Origin of the sequence: Streptomyces sp. PA03-1a, assembly GCF_033792805.1 — a bacterium.
Lineage (GTDB): Bacteria > Actinomycetota > Actinomycetes > Streptomycetales > Streptomycetaceae > Actinacidiphila.
In genome coordinates, this window is record NZ_JARAVO010000161.1 from 1 (window position 1) to 21,852 (window position 21,852).

At 68.8% G+C, this 21,852-nt stretch carries 17 protein-coding genes and 2 pseudogenes; 13 read left to right on the forward strand and 6 right to left on the reverse strand.

From position 1 onward, the window contains the following. The first annotated feature begins 7 nt into the window (after positions 1-7). From PV341_RS30115 to PV341_RS30125, 3 genes are all read left to right on the forward strand, one after another. On the forward strand, positions 8-511 hold the full coding sequence (locus tag PV341_RS30115) for an NfeD C-terminal domain-containing protein (protein ID WP_500359494.1): 504 nt from the start codon (positions 8-10) through the stop codon (positions 509-511). A 60-nt stretch (positions 512-571) separates the two neighbouring features. After that, positions 572-1,996 (forward strand): flotillin family protein, encoded by a 1,425-nt coding sequence (locus PV341_RS30120; protein ID WP_500359481.1) that lies wholly within the window; start codon positions 572-574, stop codon positions 1,994-1,996. A gap of 963 nt (positions 1,997-2,959) precedes the next feature. Next, entirely contained in the window at positions 2,960-3,151 is a 192-nt protein-coding gene (locus PV341_RS30125; RefSeq protein WP_500359482.1) for a CocE/NonD family hydrolase, read from the forward strand. Positions 3,152-3,279: 128 nt separating this feature from the next. On the opposite strand, the gene PV341_RS30130 is transcribed toward PV341_RS30125, so the two are convergent. Then, a complete protein-coding gene (locus PV341_RS30130; RefSeq protein WP_500359483.1) occupies positions 3,280-3,663 on the reverse strand; it encodes a hypothetical protein in 384 nt (127 codons plus the stop codon). A gap of 717 nt (positions 3,664-4,380) precedes the next feature. Here PV341_RS30130 and PV341_RS30135 point away from each other — a divergent pair. The 5 genes from PV341_RS30135 (at position 4,381) to PV341_RS30155 (ending at position 10,478) form a co-directional block, all read left to right on the forward strand. Then, complete coding sequence (locus tag PV341_RS30135) at positions 4,381-5,136, forward strand: SDR family NAD(P)-dependent oxidoreductase (protein WP_500331735.1); 756 nt, start codon at positions 4,381-4,383, stop codon at positions 5,134-5,136. Between the two features lie 676 nt (positions 5,137-5,812). After that, positions 5,813-6,772, forward strand: a complete 960-nt coding sequence (locus PV341_RS30140; RefSeq protein ID WP_500331737.1) for a helix-turn-helix domain-containing protein — start codon at positions 5,813-5,815, stop codon at positions 6,770-6,772. Positions 6,773-6,962: 190 nt separating this feature from the next. Continuing rightward, on the forward strand, positions 6,963-7,526 hold the full coding sequence (locus PV341_RS30145; protein WP_500359484.1) for a dihydrofolate reductase family protein: 564 nt from the start codon (positions 6,963-6,965) through the stop codon (positions 7,524-7,526). Positions 7,527-8,211: 685 nt separating this feature from the next. Further along, positions 8,212-8,775, forward strand: a complete 564-nt coding sequence (locus PV341_RS30150) for an NADPH-dependent FMN reductase (protein ID WP_500359485.1) — start codon at positions 8,212-8,214, stop codon at positions 8,773-8,775. A 296-nt stretch (positions 8,776-9,071) separates the two neighbouring features. Then, positions 9,072-10,478 (forward strand): FAD-binding oxidoreductase, encoded by a 1,407-nt coding sequence (locus PV341_RS30155; protein ID WP_500359486.1) that lies wholly within the window; start codon positions 9,072-9,074, stop codon positions 10,476-10,478. Between the two features lie 110 nt (positions 10,479-10,588). Here the strand turns inward: PV341_RS30155 and PV341_RS30160 are convergent, their stop codons facing one another. Together PV341_RS30160 and PV341_RS30165 are read right to left on the reverse strand one after the other, a co-directional pair. Next, the gene (locus PV341_RS30160) at positions 10,589-12,253 is read right to left on the reverse strand and encodes a SpoIIE family protein phosphatase (protein WP_500359488.1); all 1,665 of its coding nucleotides are present in this window, start codon (positions 12,251-12,253) and stop codon (positions 10,589-10,591) included. Further along, complete coding sequence (locus PV341_RS30165) at positions 12,250-13,179, reverse strand: PP2C family protein-serine/threonine phosphatase (RefSeq protein WP_500331746.1); 930 nt, start codon at positions 13,177-13,179, stop codon at positions 12,250-12,252. The genes PV341_RS30160 and PV341_RS30165 overlap by 4 nt, the downstream gene beginning before the upstream one ends. 1,096 nt (positions 13,180-14,275) lie before the next feature. On the opposite strand from PV341_RS30165, the gene PV341_RS30170 reads away from it, so the two are divergent. Next, on the forward strand, positions 14,276-14,848 hold the full coding sequence (locus PV341_RS30170) for a TetR/AcrR family transcriptional regulator (RefSeq protein WP_500331748.1): 573 nt from the start codon (positions 14,276-14,278) through the stop codon (positions 14,846-14,848). Between the two features lie 238 nt (positions 14,849-15,086). Beyond that, a pseudogene (locus PV341_RS30175) lies at positions 15,087-15,371 on the forward strand (transposase); the annotation flags it as partial. Between the two features lie 27 nt (positions 15,372-15,398). On the opposite strand, the gene PV341_RS30180 reads toward PV341_RS30175, so the two are convergent. Further along, positions 15,399-16,952 carry a hypothetical protein gene (locus PV341_RS30180; RefSeq protein WP_500359489.1) on the reverse strand — a complete coding sequence of 518 codons (1,554 nt, stop codon included), beginning with the start codon at positions 16,950-16,952 and terminating at the stop codon, positions 15,399-15,401. Between the two features lie 504 nt (positions 16,953-17,456). Next, a complete protein-coding gene (locus tag PV341_RS30185) occupies positions 17,457-18,251 on the reverse strand; it encodes an SDR family NAD(P)-dependent oxidoreductase (RefSeq protein WP_500331752.1) in 795 nt (264 codons plus the stop codon). Positions 18,252-18,666: 415 nt separating this feature from the next. Here PV341_RS30185 and PV341_RS30190 point away from each other — a divergent pair, with 415 nt between their 5' ends. The 3 genes from PV341_RS30190 to PV341_RS30200 all read left to right on the forward strand — a co-directional run bounded on the left by PV341_RS30190 (position 18,667) and on the right by PV341_RS30200 (position 21,405). Further along, positions 18,667-19,362 (forward strand): alpha/beta hydrolase, encoded by a 696-nt coding sequence (locus PV341_RS30190; protein WP_500359491.1) that lies wholly within the window; start codon positions 18,667-18,669, stop codon positions 19,360-19,362. 112 nt (positions 19,363-19,474) lie between these two features. Continuing rightward, the gene (locus tag PV341_RS30195) at positions 19,475-20,317 is read left to right on the forward strand and encodes a GNAT family N-acetyltransferase (protein ID WP_500359492.1); all 843 of its coding nucleotides are present in this window, start codon (positions 19,475-19,477) and stop codon (positions 20,315-20,317) included. A gap of 344 nt (positions 20,318-20,661) precedes the next feature. Continuing rightward, positions 20,662-21,405: a GNAT family N-acetyltransferase gene (locus tag PV341_RS30200; RefSeq protein WP_500331758.1), complete on the forward strand. Its 744-nt coding sequence runs from the start codon at positions 20,662-20,664 to the stop codon at positions 21,403-21,405. Positions 21,406-21,740: 335 nt separating this feature from the next. Here the strand turns inward: PV341_RS30200 and PV341_RS30205 are convergent. After that, a pseudogene (locus tag PV341_RS30205) lies at positions 21,741-21,852 on the reverse strand (ABC transporter ATP-binding protein); the annotation flags it as partial.

Genomic DNA, 21,852 nt, shown 5'->3' on the forward strand with positions numbered 1-21,852 from the left:
GGGCAGGATGGGGTGGTTTCTCGGTCTCGGCATCGCCGGTCTGGTGGTGCTGGCGCTGGCGCTCGTCTTCGACGGCGTGCTGGATGGGCTCTTTGACGGGCTCGGCGGCCTGGACGGCTTGCTGTCCCTGCCCGTGATCGCGGGATTCGTGTCGATGCTCGGCTTCACCGGCGCGATCGTCGTGGGCACCACCGGGCTCGGCACGGTGTTCGCCGCCGGGGCGGGGGTGGCTGCCGGCGGCGTGGCGGGATGGCTGACGTGGAGGTTCAGCCAGGCCTTGATGCGCGGGGGGACTTCGTCGGCGCCGCGTGGCGACGACCTCATCGGCGGCTCGGGCACGGTGGTCACCTCGATTCCGGCGGACGGCTACGGCGAGGTGCTGACGTACCTGGCCGGCCAACCGGTGAAGCTCGCCGCCAGGAGCACGGTCGCGCTGCCGCGGGGCACCAGGGTGTGGGTCGAGGAGGCCCTGTCCACCACGTCGGTCGCGGTGCGTCCCGTCGATCACTGAACGCCCGAGGCGTTCGGCACCTCGTCTTTGTCATTGCTGTTCTGATCAAGGGATTCCGGCATGAGCCCTGTACTCACCGCTGTGGTGGGCATCGTCGTACTCGTCGTACTGCTCGCCCTCGTCGTCATCACCCGCTACAAGGTCGCGGGTCCCAGCGAGGCGTTCATCGTCACCGGCCGGCGGGGCAAGAAGTCCACCGACCCGGAGACCGGCCGGATCTTCACCGACAACAGCGGTCAGAAGGTCGTGGTCGGCGGTGGCGTGTTCGTCGTGCCCTTCGTCCAGCAGAAGTTCACCCTGGAACTGTCCAGCCGGCACATCCCCGTCGCCGTGCGCGGCGCGGTCACGCTGCGAGGGGTGAAGGCCCACCTGGAGGGTGTCGCGATCGTCAAGGTCGGCGGCACCGAGGACTCCATCCGGGCGGCGGCCCAGCGCTTTTTGATGCAGCAGGACGGCATCGTGGGCTTCACCCAGGAAGTCCTGTCCGGCGCTCTTCGCTCGATCGTCGGGCGGATGTCCGTGGAGGACATCATCCGCGACCGTGCGGCGTTCGCCGGTCAGGTGGCGGAGGAGGCGGAGGCCAGTCTGTCCGGGCAGGGCCTGGTGCTGGACGCCTTCCAGATCCAGGACATCACCACCGAGGGCTCCTACCTGGAGGACCTGGGTCGCCCGGAGGCCGCCCGCGCCAAGCAGGAGGCGGACATCGCCGAGGCGGTGGCGCGGCAGGCGTCGGAGCAGGCCCGGCTCAAGGCCGAGGAGGAGATCGCGATCGCGCAGCGGACGTTCGCGCTCAAGCAGGCCGAGATCAAGGCCGAGACGGACGAGGCCGCTGCCCGCGCCGCTGCCGCGGGCCCGCTCGCCGAGGCCGCCCGCAGTCAGGAAGTCCTCGCCGAGCAGGAGAAGGTCGCCGCCCGGCAGGCCGCACTGACCGACCGTGAACTGGACACCAAGGTCCGCAAGCCCGCCGACGCCGCGCGCTACCAGGCCGAGCAGGAGGCCGAGGCCCGCCGCATCGCCCTGGTCAAGGAGGCGGAGGCGGACGCCCAGCGTTCCCGGCTGACCGGTGAGGGCGAGAAGGCACACCGCGCCGCACTCGCCGATGCCGTACGGATCGAGGGCGAGGCGCAGGCCGCGGCCATCGCGGCGAAGGGGTCGGCCGAGGCGGAGGCCATGCGGAAGAAGGCCGACGCGTTCGCCCAGTACGGCGAGGCGGCGGTGCTGCAGATGCTGGTCGAGGTGCTGCCTCAGGTCGTCGCCAAGGCGTCCGAGCCGCTGTCTGCGGTGGACAAGATGACCGTGATCTCGACCGACGGCGCCAGCCAGCTGTCCCGTACGGTCGCGGACAACGTGGCGCAGGGCATGGAACTGCTCAGCTCCACCACGGGAGTCGACCTCGCCGAACTGCTCAAGGGCATCACCAAGCGCGGATCCGCGGAGCCTGTACACCCTGAGGCGCCCAATGGTCGGGTGGAGATCACCGGCTGACGTAGGACGCCGGGAGGCTGGGGATCCGGAGGCCGGCGCCGCCACGGCTCGGCCGTGCCGCAGAGCTCGACCCTGGTGAGGGCTTGGCGGTGGCCACACGGCCACAGCACAGCTGCCTTCCGGAAAACCTTCCGCGCGATGCCAGGTCCCCCACGATGTTCACGGGGGACCTGGCCGTGTGCAGGCGTCTCGGACGCCTTCCCTTCGGCAGGTCTCGACATGCTGGAAGGGTCAGGTGAGGGCAACACGTGCAGGGATCCGTGCCTTGTTGGGCGCACCGGCGTCGGCGCCCCGAAGGCCGTTTGGCCGGCCGTCGCTTCGCGCAAAGCGCCCGCCTCCACCGCTGGGACGGGCGCTTCGGGTGCGCCGGGCCCGTTTCACGCCGGGCCGATGGCCACCGCACAGCACGTTGATCAACCCGTGCTGGCGCAGGCTGCCCTGTCATGCGGCCTGCGCCTACTGAGACCGGACAGCCCGCCGATGTGTGACAACAAGGCGCGCCGGTAGGGGATCTGACGCAACTCAGGCGGCCAAAGGAGTTGGGCAGCGTGCGCCCTTGTCCCGCGTCACCCCTGCCAGACGTCCGCCACCGAAGGGGCCAGGGCGCTGGCCTGGGCGTGGCCTGTGCGGGCGGCAGCCGGCCGACGCGTGTCGTCCGTCATGTTGCGGCCCATCACGCGGCGCGCAACGCGGTCCGGGGACAGCAGGATGACGCGTGTGCCGTCGTCCGGTCGCTCTGGGCGGTGTCCGCAAGACCGGCCTGCTCACGCAGTGGACGCTCGGGTCCGGGGCCGAGGTGCTCCGCAGGCGCAAGGGGGGTACGCGCGGGCCGGCCGCGGCCGAAGCGGGTGCCGCGCTCGCCGCCCCGGACACACCCGGGGCCGCCGACTGGCACCCGCCCGTCCTGCGCCGGCTCCCCGTCCCCGGCCGCCCGGGCGGGCCCATGCTGCGGGGGTCATCCCCGTGGACGTCCCCACGTTCACCGCGACCGGGTGGTACGACGCGTTCCTGCAGGGCAGTCTCGACAACCACCTCGCGGCACGGGCCACGGGGCACCCGGCCGCCCTGGTCGTCGGCCCCTGGACGCACGCCGACCGGTCCGGCTCACCGATACCGTTGGCCGGGTGCATCAACGGACAGCATGGCCGGCCATGACGAGGCGAGCCTGACCGCGACCGACCCGCCAGGAACGGTCGCGGTCAGGCCTTCGCCCGTCGCCCCCTTCGAGTGTGACCGGGCCCTGACATGGCAGGTTTGTCCAGGGCGACGGTCGGCTTCGGGCGCTACTGACGGATGTTGATGGCCTGGACCGCCTCGGACTGCGCGACTGCCGCCGGCGAGGCGACGTTGGCCGACAGCGATTCGTTACGGGCCTTCACGTGCGCCGACTTGAGCGACTTGTTGGTGAACCTGAAGGAGCCGAAGTCCTCGCCCCAACCGCCGTACCCTCCGCGGTCGTAGCCTCCATGGCCGTACCCTCCGCGGCCGTAGTTTCCACGGCCGTAGTTCCCGCGGTCGTAGTTCCCGCGGTCGTACCCTCCGTGGCCGTAGCCTCCACGGCCGTGGTCTCCGCGGTCGTGGCCCCGGCCACCGTAGCCGTTGTCCCAGCTATTCCCCGAACAGGTCGCGGAAGTGGCCAGCGCCGTACCGGCCAGGGGAACCCCCATAGCCGATACCGCCAATGCCACCGTAGCCGCGGCTCGAGCAAGACCTTTCACTGCATTCCTCCCTTGGAGATAGGAATTTTCCGATGCGAAACCGAAGCTAGCCGATGCCCACCCGGAAGTCATTCACGCGTCGCGGTGAAGGTCGGCCAAACAGGGCATCACCGAGAAATGGGCGACGGCGCTCGGGAGGCCGCAACCTTGGCGTTTCCCGAGCTCAGGCCCCATGTCGTCCCGCTGTGCGCGATTTCCCGGGCTCCATGTTGATACACCTTGGAGTGAATCCGGAACGAGCTCGCAACGTCGAGAAAGCGTTGCGGGGCAGGATAAAATTAATTCATTCAATCGAGCCGAATTTGGAAAAGATGCCCCGCTTCGGATTCCCTCGACGGGGCATCCCCGTGCAACAATTACGGCCCGAGCGGCGAGGATCAAAGAATTGGACAACTTGAAATCTGGGGCAGTGTCGAATCCGAATGTCCCGGTGATCGCCGGCAGGCGCAGCGTCGAACCGAGACCACTGAACGGCCCCGTCCGCGCGGTCAGGCTCGAGCAGTCGCGTCGCGCGACAGCGCTGCCATCAGTGCGGATGCGCACCTCATGGGCGCAAGCACGAGTGGCGGGCGTCACGGCGCCTCGGCTTGACGTTCACACTAATGTCAACCTTTAGCGTCGGTTCAGTAGCTGAAAGCCAACTGAACGGCGCAAGGAGACATCGCCATGCCCAAGGCTCTGACAGGACGGACTGCGCTCGTGACCGGAGGGTCGCGAGGAATCGGTGCGGGGATCGCTCGTGAACTGGCGCGCGAGGGTGCGAACGTCGTCATCACCTACCGGAAGTCGCGCGAGCAGGCGGAAGAGGTCGTCGCCGAGCTGGCCGCTCTTGGGGCGAAGGCGCTTGCCGTGCAGGCGGACCAGTCCGTTCCTCACGAGGCGTCGACCGCTGTCGAACAGGCTGCGGAGTTCCTGGGCGGCCAGATCGACGTGCTGGTGAACTCTGCCGGAGTAGCCGTCATGGGCACCGTCGACCAGTTGGACCTGGACCTCCTCGAAGGGGTCCAGCAGATGATGGCCACCAATGTGATGGGCACCGTCGTCACCACGCATTCCGCATCGCGCTATCTGCCCGACGGCGGGCGCGTCATCCTGGTGGGAAGTATCGTCGCCCACCGCGTTCCTGTCCCTGGCGTCGCCGAATACGCGGCAAGCAAGGCAGCGATCGACCAGCTCGGCCGCGGGTGGGCGCGCGACTTCGGCCCGCGCGGCATCACCGTCAACGTCATACAGCCCGGAGCGACCGACACGGACATGAACCCCGCGGACGGGCCGAACGCCGCCCCGCAGGTGGCCATGACACCCCTGGGGCGCATGGGCACCACCGAGGACATCGCCAAGGCGGCCGTCTTCCTCGCCAGTGAGAACGCCGCCTACATCACGGGCGCACGGTTGACCGTCGACGGCGGGTACAGCATCTGATTCGGGAGCAGTACCCATGACGCGAGGGGCTCCGGTGCCAGGACCACAGTCGACGGGACCGGAGCCCCGCCACTGGCGAATCCGTCCGTCGCGGTCGACGGCCGGTTGTTCTGCGTCGCGGTCGACGCGGTCCGCGGGCTCCAGGTGACGCTCTGGGGCCGGGAGTTGACCGCCTGCGCCCCCGCCGATGTGGAACGGTTCCTCCTGCACGCCGACCGGTGCCGGGTTCTGGATCTGTCCTACGGTCCGCGGGGGAACCCGGGAGTCAACGGGCTCGGTCTGGTGGTGCGGGTACAGGACGTGCCCGGGGCACGGTGACCCGGCCGGTCATGGTGGGCCGGACCTGGGCCGAGCGGTGCACCGACGACTGGGAAGGCGCGATCCCGGAGTGTGAATGGGTGGGCCGCCAATGGCCCTCTCCAGGGCAAGCGCAATTTTGGCCCCGCCCGGCTACAAGACGCATTGGGGGTGACTGGCAACCTCCCTTCTGACCGCCGATCCGCGGCACTCATCGCTGGGGCCCATCCGGTCCTCCCTGTCCGCAGGCATACAGCAAGGCCACGCGAATTCAATCGTGCACAATATGACGCACATCGCGGCGTAGGCCACTGGCCGCTGTACCGTGGGAGACCTACCTGGCAACGCCTGTCCGCGGTCGGTTTGGGAGAGAGCTCGCATGGCAATCCGGTTTGACGTGAATTCGCTGGCTCCCGGTGATCGCGTGGATGCCATCCGTGAACTCTCGCGGTCGGTGAACGGCAGAATAGAGGTGGACCTTCCTTCGGACCCGATGCGCCTGAGGGCAGTTGCGAACATCAACACGGTCGGTGCGGTGGAAGTCTCGGGAATCGACTGGAACGTGGCCGGCCTCCGGCGGGCAACCATTTCTGTGAAAGAGGACATGGTGCCGCATGTCTTCGTCGTTCTACAGCAAACGGGGGTCACCCGCTTGGGGCAGGGAGGCAAGCAGGGAGTGATCCGGGCGGGCGAGCTCACGGTGATCGAGAATGCGAAGCCCTATGAGATATTCTTCGGCGGCACCGTGCGTGCGGTCGTCGTTCGCGTTCCCACGCACATCCTGGGGCTCCGATCGTCCCTGCTCGGTCAGGTCGCAGGTGCGCGAATCGGCTCGGAGCGCCCGCTCGTAGGTGCCGCAGCAGCGTTCTTCGCTCGGTTGGCCCGTGACCAGGTCGCTGTCGGCGAGGCTGAGGCCGCCTTGCTCGCGCAGCCCTGCGTCGACCTGATCAGGGCGGTGGCCACTACGAGCCTCGACCGTGACGACCTGGCCAGAGGGCCCCTGCACAACACACTTCTTCAGCGCGTCAAGGAATACGTCCGTCTCCATCTGGCGGAATCCGACCTGACTGCCGCACGTATCGCCGCCGAGCATCACGTTTCCGTACGTCAGCTCTACCTGACCCTGTCCCGGGCGGGAATCGTACTGGGCGACTGGATAAGGACTCAGCGCCTCGAAGAGTGCAAGAGGGAACTGGCATCGCCCGTGCATCGATTCATGACGGTCGAGGCGATCGCTCACCGGTGGGGGTTCGCCAGCGCACCCCATTTCAGTCGCGTATTCAAAGCGGCGTACGGCATGAGCCCCCGCGAGTGGCGATCGGGACAAGCGGCAGACTGAACGGACTTCCCCCGGCAACAGCACGGCCCCGCTTGAAGCCCGGATCGCCCTGACCGTCGCCGGGGCCCACGGCCTACATCGGGGTGTGCGAGGCACCAACTACGCTCACACAGGCCGCATGACCCGTGTCCAGGATTCGGGGTCAAGGCGCGTCTAGACTTCCGAGACCGACTGACGGAAGGCTGGCGCCATGCGGAGACTGCTCTACGGCATGAACCTGTCCCTGGACGGCTATGTCGCCGCGCCCGGCGACGACCTCAGTTGGAGCGCGCCGAGCGACGAGCTGTTCCAGTGGTGGCTCGACCAGGAGCGGGCGATCAGCCTGTTGCTGTACGGGCGCAGGCTGTGGGAGACCATGAGCGGCTACTGGCCGACCGGCGACCAGCAGCCGGGCGCAACCCCAGCGCAGATCGAGTTCGCGCGGAACTGGCGGGACACGCCGAAGGTGGTGTTCTCCTCGATGGTCGACAAGGTCGACTGGAACACTCGCCTGGTCACCGGCGACGCGGTCGCGGAGATCACTCGGCTCAAGACCGAGGACGGTGGGCCGATGAGGGTCGGTGGCGCAGCGCTCGCCGGGGCGGCGATGCGGGCCGGGCTGATCGACGAGTACGCGATCGTCACCCATCCGGTCCTGGTGGGCAGCGGCACACCGTTCTTCACCGCGCTGGACAGCTGGGCGAACCTGAACCTGGTGGAGACACGGACGTTTCCCGGCGGCGTGGTCCTGACCAGGTACGAGACGAGGCGCTGAACACGCCGGTCGAGCGGTGGGGTGTCGATGACGACCCAGCGCGCCCCGGCCACCCGCCTGCCATCTCGTGCGCGAACACAAAGCGTTTCGGAATTGCCGTCGGGTGACCAGAGCGCACGTTCTTCGGTGTTGCCAAGGTACGCGGCACACTGGTCATCGTCTTGCCTTGTTGTGCACGGATCCGTCTGCCGGCTTGCCTTGTCCTGCAAGGATTCGGGTCCGAGGCCTGGCCTCGAGGAGTCGGCCGCCTGAGTGCCGGCGCCCCAGCCGTATGACGTGCTGCTGACACCACGTACCCCCGTCGGAGGGCGAATACGGCGGATGAAGGCGACCGGCGGGCGGCTCACCAGCGCCTGACTCTCGCAGTGCGCCGGCCCGCAACTTGCGCCCATCGCTGGATACATCGGGCATTTCATCCCGGTTGCCCTTCTCGATTGCTTCGCCCTACTGTCCCCGCCGACGACGTCGTTGGCGCCGAGCCTGCGAGCTACGCGACGAGGGGGATGCCCCGTGAGGGCCACCTCGCGTGCGCTTTCCTCGGTGGGGAGCAGGTTCACCCGGCTCCCGGTAACCCTCTCGGTGGACTCCACACCGGAACCGCGCCGGAGCTTGCGACGCGCGTCACATCCCGGTGCCGGGCACAACTTCCGTGCCTAACGTGCGCCGTACCGACGAAAGGCACGACATGACCAAGATCGCGATCATTCTCGGAAGTACCCGCCCGGGGCGCAACGGAGCCGCCGTGGCGGACTGGGTTCTCGGTATCGCCAAGCAGCGTTCCGATGCGGAGTTCGAGCTCGTGGACCTGGCGGACCATCCGCTGCCGCTCCTCGACGAGGCGCTGCCCCCGTCGTTCGGGCAGTACCAGAACGACCACACCAAGGCGTGGGCGTCGAGGATCGCCGAGTTCGACGGCTTCGTGTTCATCACCCCCGAGTACAACCACTCCACCACGGGCGCCCTGAAGAACGCGCTCGACTACCTGTACGCGGAGTGGAACAACAAGGCCGCGGGCTTTGTGGGCTACGGCTCCGGCGGTGGCACCCGCGCGGTGGAGCACCTCCGCCTCATCGCGAGTGAGCTGCAGATCGCCACGGTGCGTGCGCAGGTCGCGCTGTCCCTCCTGGCCGACTTCGAGAACTACAGCGTCTTCAAGCCGGGCCCGCACCACCAGCCGACCGTGGAGGCCATGCTCGACCAGGTCGTCAGCTGGTCGAAGGCCCTGCAGCCGCTGCGCGCCGACGCCTGATCAGCCGCTGTCCGAGTGCCCCGTCTCCGGTCCGCCCTGCTGAAGTGGTGGACGGGCGTCGCACGCACACCCGGCGAGACGGGGCCCGGCCGACGGGCCGGTCGGGCCAGGTGCGGAGGGCCGGGTCCTCGTGCCTGCATCAAGGCAACTTAGATGCTATACATAATGTAAAAGTGTTGTCCGCCGCCAGGAACATGGTCCCTTCCTCGCCCCCGTGCAGCTCCGGTCCGCACGCGCGGGATGACCCCGCGGGCAGTTGCCCGCTCACCTTGCGGCACCATTTCACAAGGGATCCCATGACTTTTGACGCTCCGTTCGCGCGGGTCTCGTCCGCGGAGGCGGCCGAACTCGCATCGCTGGTGAGCGGTCCGGTTCTGCTGCCCGGCGACGAGGGTTACGACGCCGAGTGCCAGATCTACAACCTGAACGTCCCCCTGGAGCCCGCGCTCGTGGTCGGTGCCGCCAACGCGGCCGACGTACAGGCGGCGATCCGCTTCGCTGCCCGCCAGGGCCGGCCTGTGACGGTGAAGACCACGGGGCACCAACAGGTCCACCCTGCCCGGGGCGGGGTTCTGATCAGTACCCGGCGCATGAAGGGCATCGCCGTCGACGCCGGCCGGCGAAGCGCACGGGTCGAGGCCGGAGTGATCTGGCAGGAGGTCATCGACCAGGCCGCCGCCGTCGGCCTGGCCCCGATGAGCGGCTCGGCTCCGCTGGTGGGCGTGGCCGGCTACACCCTCGGGGGTGGACTCAGTCCGGTCTTCGGCCGGAGCCGGGGATACGCGGCGGACCACGTCCGCTCGCTGGAGGTGGTGACCGCCGACGGCGAGTTGCGGCATGTCACGGCGCACAGTGATCCCGAACTCTTCTGGTCCCTGCTCGGAGGCAAGGGCAATTTCGGCGTCGTGACCGCCTTGGAGTTCGACCTGTTCCCGCTGACCCATTTCTACGGCGGCGGCATCTACTTCCCCGGCGAACGACTCGCCGATGTGCTGCACAGCTGGCGCACCTGGCAGTCGGACATGCCGGAGGAGATGTCCTCCTCAGTGGCCGTGCAACGACTCCCTCCGCTTCCCGAGTTGCCGGAACCCCTCCGGGGGGCGTTCGTGGTGCACGTACGCATCGCCCACCTCGGTCCGGTGTCCGAGGGCGAGCGGTTGGTCGCACCCCTGCGCGCGGCCGCCCCGGCGCTCATCGACACGGTGGGGGAGATGCCCTACACCGCCATGGGCGCCATCCACATGGACCCGCCGGCGCCGATGCCCTACTACGACCGCACGACGATGTTGCGCGCGTTCCCCGCCGAAGCGGCCGACAAGCTGGTCGAACTGCTCGGCCCCGGGTCGGACTCCCCGCTGGTGAGCGTGGAGATCCGCATGCTCGGCGGTGCGCTCGACCGTGAGCCCGCGGTACCCAACGCCGTCTCCAGCCGAGGGCTTCCCTTCGTCCTTTTCGGATTCGGCGTGGGCGCCCCGGACCGGGCCGAGTTCCTGAGCGGCAAACTCGAAGAGGTGATGAACGCGATGGAGCCCTGGGCGGACATGCGCAGGATGGTCAACTTCCTCTCCGTCGAAGAGGCCACCGACCCCGAGCGGTTGAGCGAGGTCTACGGGGCTGAGCGCTACCGGCGTCTGACGGCTGCGAAGAAGGCATACGACCCGGCCAACATGTTCCGGGTCAACCACAACATCGTGCCCGGCTGACGAGGTCGCCCCTCAGGACCGGAACGGTGTCGGGGCCAGGGGCCGGACCCGTCTGTCCGGTCCCCGAGGTCCCGGCGGGCCCGACGAGGGTGCTGCGTGGGTGGGGGTCATCACGCGAGCCCGGCCTGCAGGGCCTGCTCTTCCTCCCCTACGGGTTCGTCAGCCTGGTAGGAATGCTCGGCCCAGATGGTCTTGCCTTGCGGGTGATGGCGGGTTCCCCAGCGCTGGGTGAGCTGGGCAACGATGAACAGTCCCCGGCCGCTTTCGTCGAAGGTGCGGGCGCGTCGAAGGTGCGGGGATGTGGTGCTGCCGTCGGTGACCTCGCAGGTCAGGCCTGTGGCGCAGCGGATCAGCCGGAGACGTACCGGTGGCTGGGCATGGCGGATGGCGTTGGTGACCAGCTCGCTGGCGATGAGGACAGTGGTGGGGGTGGCACCGTCCAAGCCCCATGTCCTCATTTTGGCCGTGACATGTTTTCGTGCGGCAGAGACGGCCGCCGGGTCGGCCGGGAGGTTCCAGGTTGCCACGGTGGTGCCGTCGAGCGTGCGGGTACGGGCGGCGAGCACGCGCAACTGGCGTGGCGCTCCCGCTGCCACAAGGGCCTCCAAAGCAGTACGACAGGTGTCTGTGAGCGAGGACTCCGGCTCGACGATGCGTTCGGGCACCTTGAGCCCATCGGTCTTCGTCTCGGAGTCGGGTGGCTCGACGGAGTGCGTGTGCAGCAGGAGCACGCTGCCTTTCCGGAGCCGGATTTCGGCGGTCCCGACCTTCGCTCGGGTGCGACCAAGCGGTACTCCAGCAGGAAGGTCGACGGCAGTGATCACACCATCGGGGGCGATGACGGAGGGCGCAGGATGCCCGGCGCAAGCGAGGGTGCACTCTGCGGTGACGGGGTCGTAGACGGCGTACAGGCAGCTCGCCGTGACGTCACGAGCACCCTCGTCCGGCCGCAACCGACGTATGACGTCGTGGAGATGGGTGAGCACCTCGTCCGGTTGCACGTCGATGTCCGCCAGCGTCCGTACCGCGGCGCGAAGTTCGGGGACCAGGGTGGGGGCTGGGTCTCCGTCCTCGGCCACGCTGCCGGCGACCAGCGCCACCCGGGCTCCGGACAGTGGGATCGCGTCCAGCCAATGAGCCTGCGGTGGCCTTCTGTCATCAGCCCGACAGTATGCAAGTTCCACTGCGGCGGTTTGCGGCAAGCGCCCGGGCGGCAGTCCACCCGCCGGCAGGGAGGCGCATGGATCGCCGGTGGCCTGGCGTGGTGCGGAGACGACGCAGCCCGTCTCCACACCGCCCCCGGGGCGCACAGTGAAGACGCACCCGGCTTTCTCGCGGAGCCGGACTCGGCAGATGATCAGGCTCATGCCCAGGGACAGGAGGGCTGCGGAGATGACAACCGTCCGGCCTCCCTCCGACACGCCTGGAATCGCGAAACCGTAGATGGCCACACTGGCTGCCAGCGTGGAAGCTCCGACGATCAAGGTGTGCCTGAGGGGTAGCAGGGCTGCCGCCATCAGCGGTGCCAGGACCGAGTAGTCCGACCAGCGGACCAAGCCCACTGCAGAGGAATCCAGTTGCAGTGCGCAGGTCGCGGCGAGATAGACGGCGAGCAGTGCGCTCGGGTGCCGGAGCAGGAGGAGTCTGGGCGCGGCCATCCTCGTCACCGTCCCTTCTGATGTGGTGCGCAGTGCCTGCGAGACGGTGCGCATGCTTGTGGCGCGAGGGTCGGGGTCTTTGCGCGGCGTACGGGTCTTCGGGCTGTCGACGTTCACGGTGGCGCCTGTCCGGCGTGGACGGGATGCGTTGGATGATGGACAGCGACAAGGGCCAGGTCGTCCTGGAGGTTCCTGCCCGCGTGTCGGTCCACATCGAGGCTGACGTGCTGTACGAGGCGGCTGGGGCAGTCCCACGTCCAGGTATCGGCACGGTCGAGGACGGGGAAGAACTCTCCGCCGGAGTCGCGGGCCTCGGCCAGGCCGTCGGTGTAGAGAAGCAGGGTGTCTCCGGGACCGAAGGCGACAGTGTCGAGGCAGAAGGCGTTGGGCGTGTCTGCTGCAAGCCCCAGCGGCGGGGCGGGCCGGGTCACGGGCAGCAAGGTGACCTGGTCGCCCTGGCGCAGCAGAGGCGGCGGGTGCCCGCAGCTGACCACTCTGGCAACGTCTTCGTCGTCGGGGAGCTCGATCAGCAGCGCGGTGATGAACCGCTCGCTGCTGTCGGGGGCGATACGGGTCAGCTCGCCCAGGTGCCTGCGGACGCTGCGTTCCAAGGAGGCCGCAAGTTCCGGGAGTGTGCGGTGCTGCTGGGCTGCCTCACGGAATGCGCCCAGGACGGCGGAGGCGTCGTCGATGGCCGGAAGGCCTTTTCCGCGGACGTCTCCGATGAGGACGCGTGTGGTGTGGCCGGTGCGGGCGGCGGCGTACAGATCACCGCCCACCAGCGCGTGTGCCGTTGCGGCGCGGTACATCGAGGCGACGTGGAAGGGGCCCAGCTCCGGGGGGATCGGCCGTAGCAGCACTCGTTGCGCTGCTTCGGAGACGGCACGTACCTGGGCCAGTTCCCGCAAGTCGCGGTCATGCAGGGCCCGGGAGGCGATGACGAACGCGGAGACTATGAGCACCGCCCCGATGTGAATGGGCAGCAGTGGTGAGTGGAGCAGGCCGTCGTGGCGGTCCACGAGGAGCACTGCCGCGGCCGCCATGAGCGCGACGACGGCCGTGAAGCGTGTTCGTGCGAACGTTCCCGTGCACGTGGGGGCCGCCACGAGCAGTGGGGACAGGTGAACCGCAAGGGGGGCGAACGACGCACCCGAGGTGATGGCCGCGATCAGCAGGAGCGGAGGCACTGCGTGGCCGCGCATGCCCAAGGGCCCGCTGCCCCGGCCATGGGCTTTCGGCCGCTGGGGGACTTCGGGGCCGGATGCCGGGAGCGAGCGGGTCCCGTCGTCGGCCGCGCGCTTGGTGACGGGAACGCGCGGGGAGATGTGCATCACGAGTCGGGGGAGTGACCTGATTTTCCAGGAAGGGCTGCGTCGTATCAACATGGCGCGGCTTTCGTGCCATCGCGGCGTGGAGGGGTGAGTTGTGGCCCAATGAGTCGGCCGGCGGTGCGCCCCCGGCGCACGGTCCTTTTTGGCGGGGCTGCGGTTAGACCGGTGATCGTCCGGCCGCGCCGGTGCTGTGACGCCTTCGGTATACGTGCGGCTCTGGCTGGATCACAGTTCCGCCGTCCTTTGCTTTTCCGTATGATGGAAGTGGTTTACCGATATGCGATTCAACTGTGCGACGTGCGGTTCGGCGCGTCAAGCGAGCTGGGACCCTCGACGGCACCTGCGGGCCACAGCCTTCGGTGTCGTGCGGGCCGGAACGCATGGCGCGGGAGACCGCCCCCCGGCGGCTACGGTGAGAACGTCGTTTCCGTGCCTCCGGTGACGAAGTTCCCTTCGCCGTGGGCACGATGACGGAACGACCCGCGGGTGAGGGCTGTTCGCCGTAGTGGCCGCGGGAGGCCTCCGGGGCTCCGCGTTTGTCGCCGTCTTCCTCGCCTTCCGGTTGCCGTGACGCAAGGGTGCTTGAGCGGGTGGGTGCCCACCTCGGTCGCCCAGGGCGGCAACGCGGATGTTAGATGGTAGTCACCATCTTACATGCATGCCGCCGTCCGGCGGGATTGTGGCCGACGGGCGACTGTGGCAGGCGATAGACAGCAGGCATAATCTTAGAGTCGGGGTGTCAGCCCGCTGGTCGTCGTAGCAGCCTGCGGCGGGGCAGATGACCAGTCGGTATTACGGAGGGTGGTACATGAGTCGCGTATCGCAAGCGGAAGCGAAGGCCAACCGGGAGCGAACGGTGGCCGCGGCTTCTCGGCTGTTCCGTGAGGACGGTGTCGCCAAGGTCGGCATCGCGGATGTGATGAAGACGATCGGGCTCACTCAAGGCGGCTTCTACAAGCAGTTCGCCTCCAAAGCCGCGCTGGTCGACGAGGCGACCGCCAAGGCGTTCGCCGACAACCTGCAAGACCTTGTGACTCTGGACCACGAGGCTGGGGGGCATCAGGCGGCGTGGCAGTCGCTGCTCGAGTCCTACTTCTCTGTCGAGCATCGCGACAACCCTGGCACCGGTTGCCCCGCAGCCGGTTTCGCGGGCGACATCGCGCGCGAGCCCGAGCACAGGGACACCTACGCCAGGGGCGTCCAGGAGCTCGCGGGGTGGATCGCGCCTGGTGACGCCGGCCTGGCCGCCTATGCCACGCTCGTCGGCGGCATACTTCTTGCCCGTGCCACCGCAGGCACGCCCTTGTCGGAGCAGATCCTGCAGGCGGCACATGCAGCGGTGGCGAGGGCCGCCGACAGTGGCGAGCCGGCCACCGGCTGACGTGCACGCCATCCCAGTGTCCTGAACCGCTTGACGCCCCGCGGCACGGCGTCCTGAGCTCGTGGCCTGTCCCGCCGCCCCTGACCCGGCGGGCCCGCGCTTGGCCGTCATCGCCACTGGTGGCGAGTGGATGACCCCCTCCCCGGCTGTTCCCGGCCGTGACGTGGTTCCGTCGCCGCCGGCCTGCCGGCCCCGCGGCCGGCAGTGCGTGCAGCCCAGTGGACGGCTGACGTGGTGACACCTGAACGTGCACAACGACGCCTGGAGGCGCGCCTTCATCGACAGCCAGGACTGGCTCACCGCGCACTACCTGCCGCCCTGCGCACCCGACCTGAACCCGGTCGAGGGCATCTGGTCACTGTCGCGACGCAGCTGCCAGGCCAACACCGCTTCGACCGACCCCGACCACCTCATCCGAGCACTCCGCCACGGCCTCCGCAAGATCCAGTACTGCAGCGACCTCATCGACGGCGGCCTCACCGAAACCGGCCTCACCCCGACGACTCCACGCCTACGACCTCAAGTTCACTGCGAGTCGCGTCGAGCGGGTTCAGTAGGGCGGTTCCTGCGTGGGCTTCGACCGGGCGGGGCGGGGTGCTTGTCGGTCGGTCAGCGCGTCGAGCGTGGCTCGGGCCGCGGCGCGCACCGCGTCGTCAGGGGCGTTGGTCAAGGGGCGGATGAGGGTGTGGGCGGGTTGCGCGTCGCGTCCGAAGGTGGCGAGGGCGTCGAGGGCGCTGGTCACCACGGCCCAGCTTTGGTGCTGGACGGCCCACTTGAGGGTGTCCGTGATCACGGGTATGGCGATGGGGTCCTTCAACTCGGCCAGGCGCGACAGGTACAGGCCGGCGGGGATGGGCGCGTGCGGGTGGTCGGGATCGATGAATCGCAGGCCGTTGGCGAGGAGGGGGACGAGCCGGTCCGCGGCCTGTGGGTAGCCGCCGACGCCGTAGAGGACCCGCCAGTCGTCGACACGGGTTTCGAGGGAGCGGATCAGATCGGGGATGGCACGGGGGTCGCGATGGTCGGCCAGGGTCATGACCGCCTCTTGGTAGGCCTTGCGGATGAGGGCGTTGTCGGTTGCCCAGACGTCCGGACCGTAGGCGGTGCGCAGGGTGGCCATGTGGTCGTAGAGGGTGTCGAGGAGGAGTTCGGTGTCCTCGGGGGCGATCCTGAGGCGGCCACCCCACCTCTTGCTGAATCCGCCTTGGATGATGCGGGCCGCGGCCCAGTCGTCCGGGAGCAGGTCGAGCAGAGATGTCAGCACCAGACGGGGCAGGGGTCCTGGGAGGTCCTTCGCCATGTCGATGGCGTCGTATCGGGTGGCGGCGTCGGGACTGGTCAACTGTGCGACGAGGAGGGCCGTACGATCCGCGATCCGGTCGCCCAAGGCGGTGTGCAGGGTGCGCAGGACGCTGCTGACCGGTGAGTGTTCCTCCCAGAGGTGGTCGGGATCGAACCAGTCGGCGGCCAGATGAGCGGGGCGCACCGTGGGGGCGACATCGCGGCCGCGGACGTGCGACGACGCTTGGCAGTCCCGGCATCCGTCGCACAGCTTCAGGGCGGTCGGGGCCACCGTGCTTTCCCGCAGAAGGGTGATCGCGCGAGGGGCGAGGTCGGCGGTGTCCCGGTCCGAGTCGATCAGGGCCCGGTGGGTGAGGGCTGAGAGCCGGACAGGGGCGTCGGTGGGGGGCCGTTCGGGGCCGTCGATCAGCTCGTCCAGCCAGGTTGCCACGGTCGTCCTCGTCTCCGGCAGCCGGACGGCCAGACGCGCGAGCGTGCGGACGACCAGCAACCGCTCCACGATCCCGTCCTCGGCCGGCAGACGCTCGACCAGGATGCGGGCGGCACGCCCGCCGTCGGCGAGGAAGAGACCGACGGCTTCGATAGCCGAGCGGCGCACCAACGGATCCGGGTCCGCCGCGTAACGGACGAAGGCATCCGCCCGCTCGGCCATCTCGGCAGTGATGTCGACGTGAGCAGTCGACTCGACTCCGTTCACCGTGAAGTAGCTGCCCTCAGGGTCACGGCCCTGAGCTTCGTGCCCAATGCTGAGGAGCAGCCCGACGATCCTTGCCCGCTCGGGGCTGGCCGGGTCATCGGCCATGTCGAACAGGAACGGCAAGCTCGCTGCGGTGCACGGGTCGACGGCTCCTTGGTCATGGGCCTCCGCACAGAACTCCTCAAACGCCTTGGTCCGTACCGCGGGGTCCGGTGAGAGCATGTTCCCGAGATGGCCCGGGACCCCACATACCTGGCCGGGCAGGTGGCCGGTCGTCCAATCGACATCATCTGGGTGGATCACGGACGACAGTCTCCAAGGGACCACTGACATCCACAGCGCCGGCTCCGCCACCGGACCCCACGGACCTCCGCACGACGCTGCCCGCTCGGAGGGGCGAGACCGGGCCCCACGGGGGCGTGGTGGCAGTTCGTTGACCGGGTCCCACCGCGCCGGGTCGGGAAGCGGAAGGAACTCTTCGCCGAGGTGCTGTACGGCGAACAGCCGGCCGTCATGTCGGCTCCCACCCCAAGGCGCAGGGGGCGAAGAGGCAGCGGGCCGGGGGCGGTTGGCCCCCGGCCCTGGCGAAGAGCGTGCTTGCTCCGGGTGTCAGCCGGCGTAGCGTCCGGCGGGGCGCGTGAGGGACAGGCCCGGGATGAGTTCCCGGCGGGCGTTCTCGTACTCCTCCCACCTGGCGTACTCCGGCAGCGAGGGGATCGTGACCAGCTCGCCGGCGTCGAGACCGGCGAGCGCGGCCCGCGCGGCGTCGCGGGGTGCCATGACGGCCTCCTTGGGCAACTGGTCCAGTTCGATGCCCGAGCCGTCCCAGATCGCCGTCTCCAGTGCTCCCGGCACCACCACCTGCACCCGGACACCGGAACCGGCGAACTCCTGCGCCAGGGCCTGGCTGAACGCGATCACATATGCCTTGGTCCCGCTGTACGCCGCACCCACCGGCAGGATGTTGAGGGCGAGGGCGGACGACACATTGACGATCGTGCCCGAGCCCCGGCTGGAGAACGCCCGCGCGGCGGCAGCCGCAAGCCTGGTGGCGGAGGTCAGGTTGAGCGTGATCAGCCACTCCAACCGGTCCGGGTCCGCCGCAGACAGGGGGCCGAACAGGGCGCTGCCGGCGTTGTTCACCAGCATGTCGATCGAGAGGTCGGCCGCCAGGCGGTCCTCCACGCTCCGCATGCCCTTCGGTGTGGCCAGGTCGGCGCTCAGCACCGAAACCCCGATGCCGAAACGCTCCGCAAGGTTCGCCGCGGAAGACTCCAACCGCGCCTGGTCACGAGCGACGAGGAGCAGGTCGTGCCCCCGCGCCGCCAGCTCCTCGGCGTAGGCGGCACCCAGACCTGCGGTCGCGCCGGTAACGAGCGCTGTCCCGGGCTTCTGTGTGGACATGGTCGTCCTCCTTCTTCAGTAGATGTCACATGTTAGATGGTTAGCTTAATCTAAAGCGTGCAGGAGTGCCCAGAATCCGGCCGTCTGTAGCTGCCGGTTGGTGAGGGCCCCCCGCGTTGCCGACGCCGCCGAGCAAAAGGGCTCCGGACGCTGGACCGTGTAGTGCGCCCCTCGAGCCCGGCCCGGGCGGGCCCTGCATGAAGCCCAACAGCCTCGCCGCGGGCTTTTGTGACGGGCCGCCGGTTCTTCCGGTGGGTCGGTCCTGGCCTCGTGTGCGGGTGGTGGGCAGACCTCGGACCTGGATCCAGACTTATAGATCATTAGTGACATCTATCACGTGGACGCTGCGCAGTGAGGGCCTACATGATGGGCCCGCACATCATGCCCAACGCATCACCTGCCCTATGAGGTTCGAATGACCCTGCCGTCGCTGTTGCTGGTGCCCGGAGCGTGGCACAAGCCCGAGCATCTGCAATTCCTCGTCGATGCCCTGCCCGGCATCGATGTCCGCACCGTGGCCCTCACCTCGTGTGGCGACGATCCCAGGGCACTGGGCGACATGTACTCCGACGCGGCAGCCATCAGGGCCGCGGTCGAGGCGATCGGCGGGCCCGTGGTCGTCGTCGCGCACTCCTACGGCGGCGTCCCCGCCACCCAGGCGCTCGCCGATGCGCCCAACGTCAAGAGCATCGTCTACCTCGCCGCGTTCCAGCTCGACGCCGGGGACTCCCTGCTGTCGAGCGCGGGCGGCGACCCGGCGCTCTGGTGGGAGGTCCACCGGCAGGAGGGCGTCGGCGACTTCCTGACCGTTGCGAACCCGGTCGACGTGTTCTACGGCGACGTTGACAGGAGCGTTGCCGAGAAGGCGGCGGCAGCCCTGGGTTACCAGTCCTACGCCGCCACCACCCAGAAGCTGACCGCGGTCGCCTGGCGGACGATTCCGAGCACCTACATCATCTGCGAAGCAGACGGCGCCATCCCGCCCTTCGTCCAGGAACTCTTCGCGAAGCGCGCCGACAGGACTCTGCGGCTGAACAGTTCGCACTCGCCCTTCCTGTCGCAGCCCTCCGCGCTCGCCGAGCTCATCAGGCACGAACTCAGCCTGCCCTGAGCCGGCCGCCCTTACCGCCCGCCAGTCGCGTCTGCTGCGGCCGGCGGGCCCCAACCGTTTCCCCACGGCTCCGCGCATTGCCGCAGGCCGGGCAAGCAGGAGGTGCGATCTCGTGACCTGGTTCATCACGGACAAGCCCGAAGTGTTTCGTTCCGAGGCGGGAGCATTCCTCGCCGCACGCCCCGACCTGCACACCATGCTGCTGTCCGGACTCGACACGATCGAGCAGCTACGGTCCGGGGGCAAACAGCCGTCCACGGTGCTGGGCTGGTGGCGGGAAGCGGATGAAACAGCGACGACGGCCGCGTTCGTGTGGATGCCACCGCACATGCTGACCGCGAGCCGTCTCTCCCAGGCCGCGGCAACGCACCTGGCCGGACTCCTGTCCACCCAAACCCAGCCGTTTGCACAGCTCCTGGCCGACGACTCATCGGTCCGTGCCTTCTCCGAAGCGTGGCGGACGACCACCGGCTCCGCACCGAAGAGCGGACCGCATCTTCGCCTCTATCGTCTTGGCCGGCTTGTGCGCCCTGGCGTCGCACCGCCGGGGGCGCCGCGGACGGCGACCAGCGGTGACCTGGCTCTTCTCCGCGAGTGGTGCACTCGTTTCGTCACGGAAGCCGGCTCGCTCGGAACGGATCTCGACGCATTCATCGACGAGCGGATGAGCCGGGGCGGCTGGCGGTTGTGGACGGTCGGGGACGAACCAGTGGCCATGGCCGCCATGACGTCGGTACTGGCCGGCACGGCTCGCCTCACCCCCGTCTACACCCCGCCCGAACAGCGCGGCCGGGGCTACGGCTCCGCCGTCACCGCAGCCGTTTCCCAAGCAGCACGCGACGCCGGTGCGGAACACGTACTTCTCTTCACCGACCTCGCCAACCCGACGAGCAACAGCGTCTACCAGCGCATCGGATACCGGCCCGTCTCGGACTACCGAATCGTGGTGCCCTGACATGCAAGATCGATGAATGGCTGTGCCGGACAGGTTGCGCACCGCACTGCCGGAGCCTGAGCGGTGTTGGCGGTCACGAATCACTCGGCGCAGCCGCCGGCACCGTCGATGGCTACCGGCAACGCCGGGCGCGAGACAACGACCCCACGGCTGGATCACGCGGTCGGCAACGCACTGATGTGAAGCCGGGCGGACAAGCCACGAGATACCCTCGGGCCGTTCAGGTCCGAGGCTTTCGGACAGAGGTAACACCCATGACGGACGTATCAAGCAGAGCTGACGAACCGCTTGCGGCGGGCACATCTCCGGGCAGGGTCCCGCAAGACCTGTGGCACCCCGGGAGCATGGCCTGCGTGACCGCCAACTTCCGGCAATACCTGACCGGATGGGGCATGGCGGACCGCACTGACGGTGATCTCGAGTACTTCCGCAGTGGGTTGGCTCAGCCACAGTTCAACGGAGTGGTCCGTGTCCGCTCCCTGGATGCGGTGGAGCAGTCCACCGCCATCGCGCGGGACCGGCTCGCGGGAGTGCCCTGGTGGTGGTGGGTCGGCCCGGACAGCCCCGCAGGCACGTCGTCCGCCCTCGCCGAGCGTGGGGCGAAGGAGTTCACGACAATCCCCGTGATGGTCAGACCGCTCGACCAGTCGGTCGATCCGATGGAGCCACCGGCAGGCCTGCGGATCGAAGAAGCGACCGATCACGGTCAGCTGGCAGAGCTGGTACGCACCTACAGCGCTTCCATGGGCGTCGCACCGAGCCTCGAACCCGACATCGTGCGGATCGAGTCGCAGCGTCGGGACGACGCGGACATCGTCCGCCTGGCGGCGGTTCTCCATGACCGTGTCGTCGGGACGACCGTGGTGATCGCAGCCCACGACGTGGCCGGGATCTTCCTCGTCCATGTCGCGGACACGCACCGACGACACGGCATCGGCACAGCCTTGACGGCGGCGGCGCTCCGTGTGGGCCGAGATCGCGGTATGGGGCTGGCCGCACTCGCCGCGAGCCCGGCCGGCGAGCCGCTGTACCGGCGATTCGGTTTCGTCGAGGTATCGCAGTACCGCCTCTTCGCATTCCCCGCCTAGCGTGATCTGCCACCTGTACGGAGTGAGGACCCGGAGCGTGTCCCCGAGGCCGGGACGCTCGAGCAGGGCATCGACTGAAGCCGGGCGGTGAAAGAGGCGGCGGTGCACGGACCGTTCTTCGGTGAACGCACCGAGATGGTGGCCCGGTTCGTTGGGGGAGCGTCCGCGGCTGACCAACCGTGAACCCGAGTCGGACGGCGGCGCCGCGTCCAACGGCTCACGGTGATCCTGTGCCTGAACGCTGCGATGTACCAGGCCGGTTCGCCGCGATGGGCGGCGGCGCAGTACCAGGCGGCCAACTCGTCGGTCGCGCCCCGCCCCGTGGAAGGCGTGGGTCAGTCGGTGGGGGTGATGTGGCCGTCGCGGAGTTCCAGGACGCGGTCGGCGAGGGCGAGGAGCTGGGGGTCGTGGGTGGCGACGAGGGCGGTGACGCCTTCGCTGTGGACG

Excerpts from the sequence above, each read along its gene's own strand:
- PV341_RS30115 (WP_500359494.1), top strand. The coding sequence starts at position 8 with ATGGGGTGGTTTCTCGGTCTCGGCATCGCCGGTCTGGTGGTGCTGGCG.
- PV341_RS30165 (WP_500331746.1), bottom strand. The coding sequence starts at position 13,179 with ATGGCGGCCGCGGCAGTGCTCCTCGTGGACCGCCACGACGGCCTGCTC.
- PV341_RS30120 (WP_500359481.1), top strand. The coding sequence starts at position 572 with ATGAGCCCTGTACTCACCGCTGTGGTGGGCATCGTCGTACTCGTCGTA.
- PV341_RS30190 (WP_500359491.1), top strand. The coding sequence starts at position 18,667 with ATGACCCTGCCGTCGCTGTTGCTGGTGCCCGGAGCGTGGCACAAGCCC.
- PV341_RS30185 (WP_500331752.1), bottom strand. The coding sequence starts at position 18,251 with ATGTCCACACAGAAGCCCGGGACAGCGCTCGTTACCGGCGCGACCGCA.
- PV341_RS30150 (WP_500359485.1), top strand. The coding sequence starts at position 8,212 with ATGACCAAGATCGCGATCATTCTCGGAAGTACCCGCCCGGGGCGCAAC.
- PV341_RS30140 (WP_500331737.1), top strand. The coding sequence starts at position 5,813 with ATGGCAATCCGGTTTGACGTGAATTCGCTGGCTCCCGGTGATCGCGTG.
- PV341_RS30180 (WP_500359489.1), bottom strand. The coding sequence starts at position 16,952 with ATGGCCGATGACCCGGCCAGCCCCGAGCGGGCAAGGATCGTCGGGCTG.
- PV341_RS30135 (WP_500331735.1), top strand. The coding sequence starts at position 4,381 with ATGCCCAAGGCTCTGACAGGACGGACTGCGCTCGTGACCGGAGGGTCG.
- PV341_RS30170 (WP_500331748.1), top strand. The coding sequence starts at position 14,276 with ATGAGTCGCGTATCGCAAGCGGAAGCGAAGGCCAACCGGGAGCGAACG.
- PV341_RS30200 (WP_500331758.1), top strand. The coding sequence starts at position 20,662 with ATGGCCTGCGTGACCGCCAACTTCCGGCAATACCTGACCGGATGGGGC.
- PV341_RS30145 (WP_500359484.1), top strand. The coding sequence starts at position 6,963 with ATGCGGAGACTGCTCTACGGCATGAACCTGTCCCTGGACGGCTATGTC.
- PV341_RS30130 (WP_500359483.1), bottom strand. The coding sequence starts at position 3,663 with ATGGGGGTTCCCCTGGCCGGTACGGCGCTGGCCACTTCCGCGACCTGT.
- PV341_RS30155 (WP_500359486.1), top strand. The coding sequence starts at position 9,072 with ATGACTTTTGACGCTCCGTTCGCGCGGGTCTCGTCCGCGGAGGCGGCC.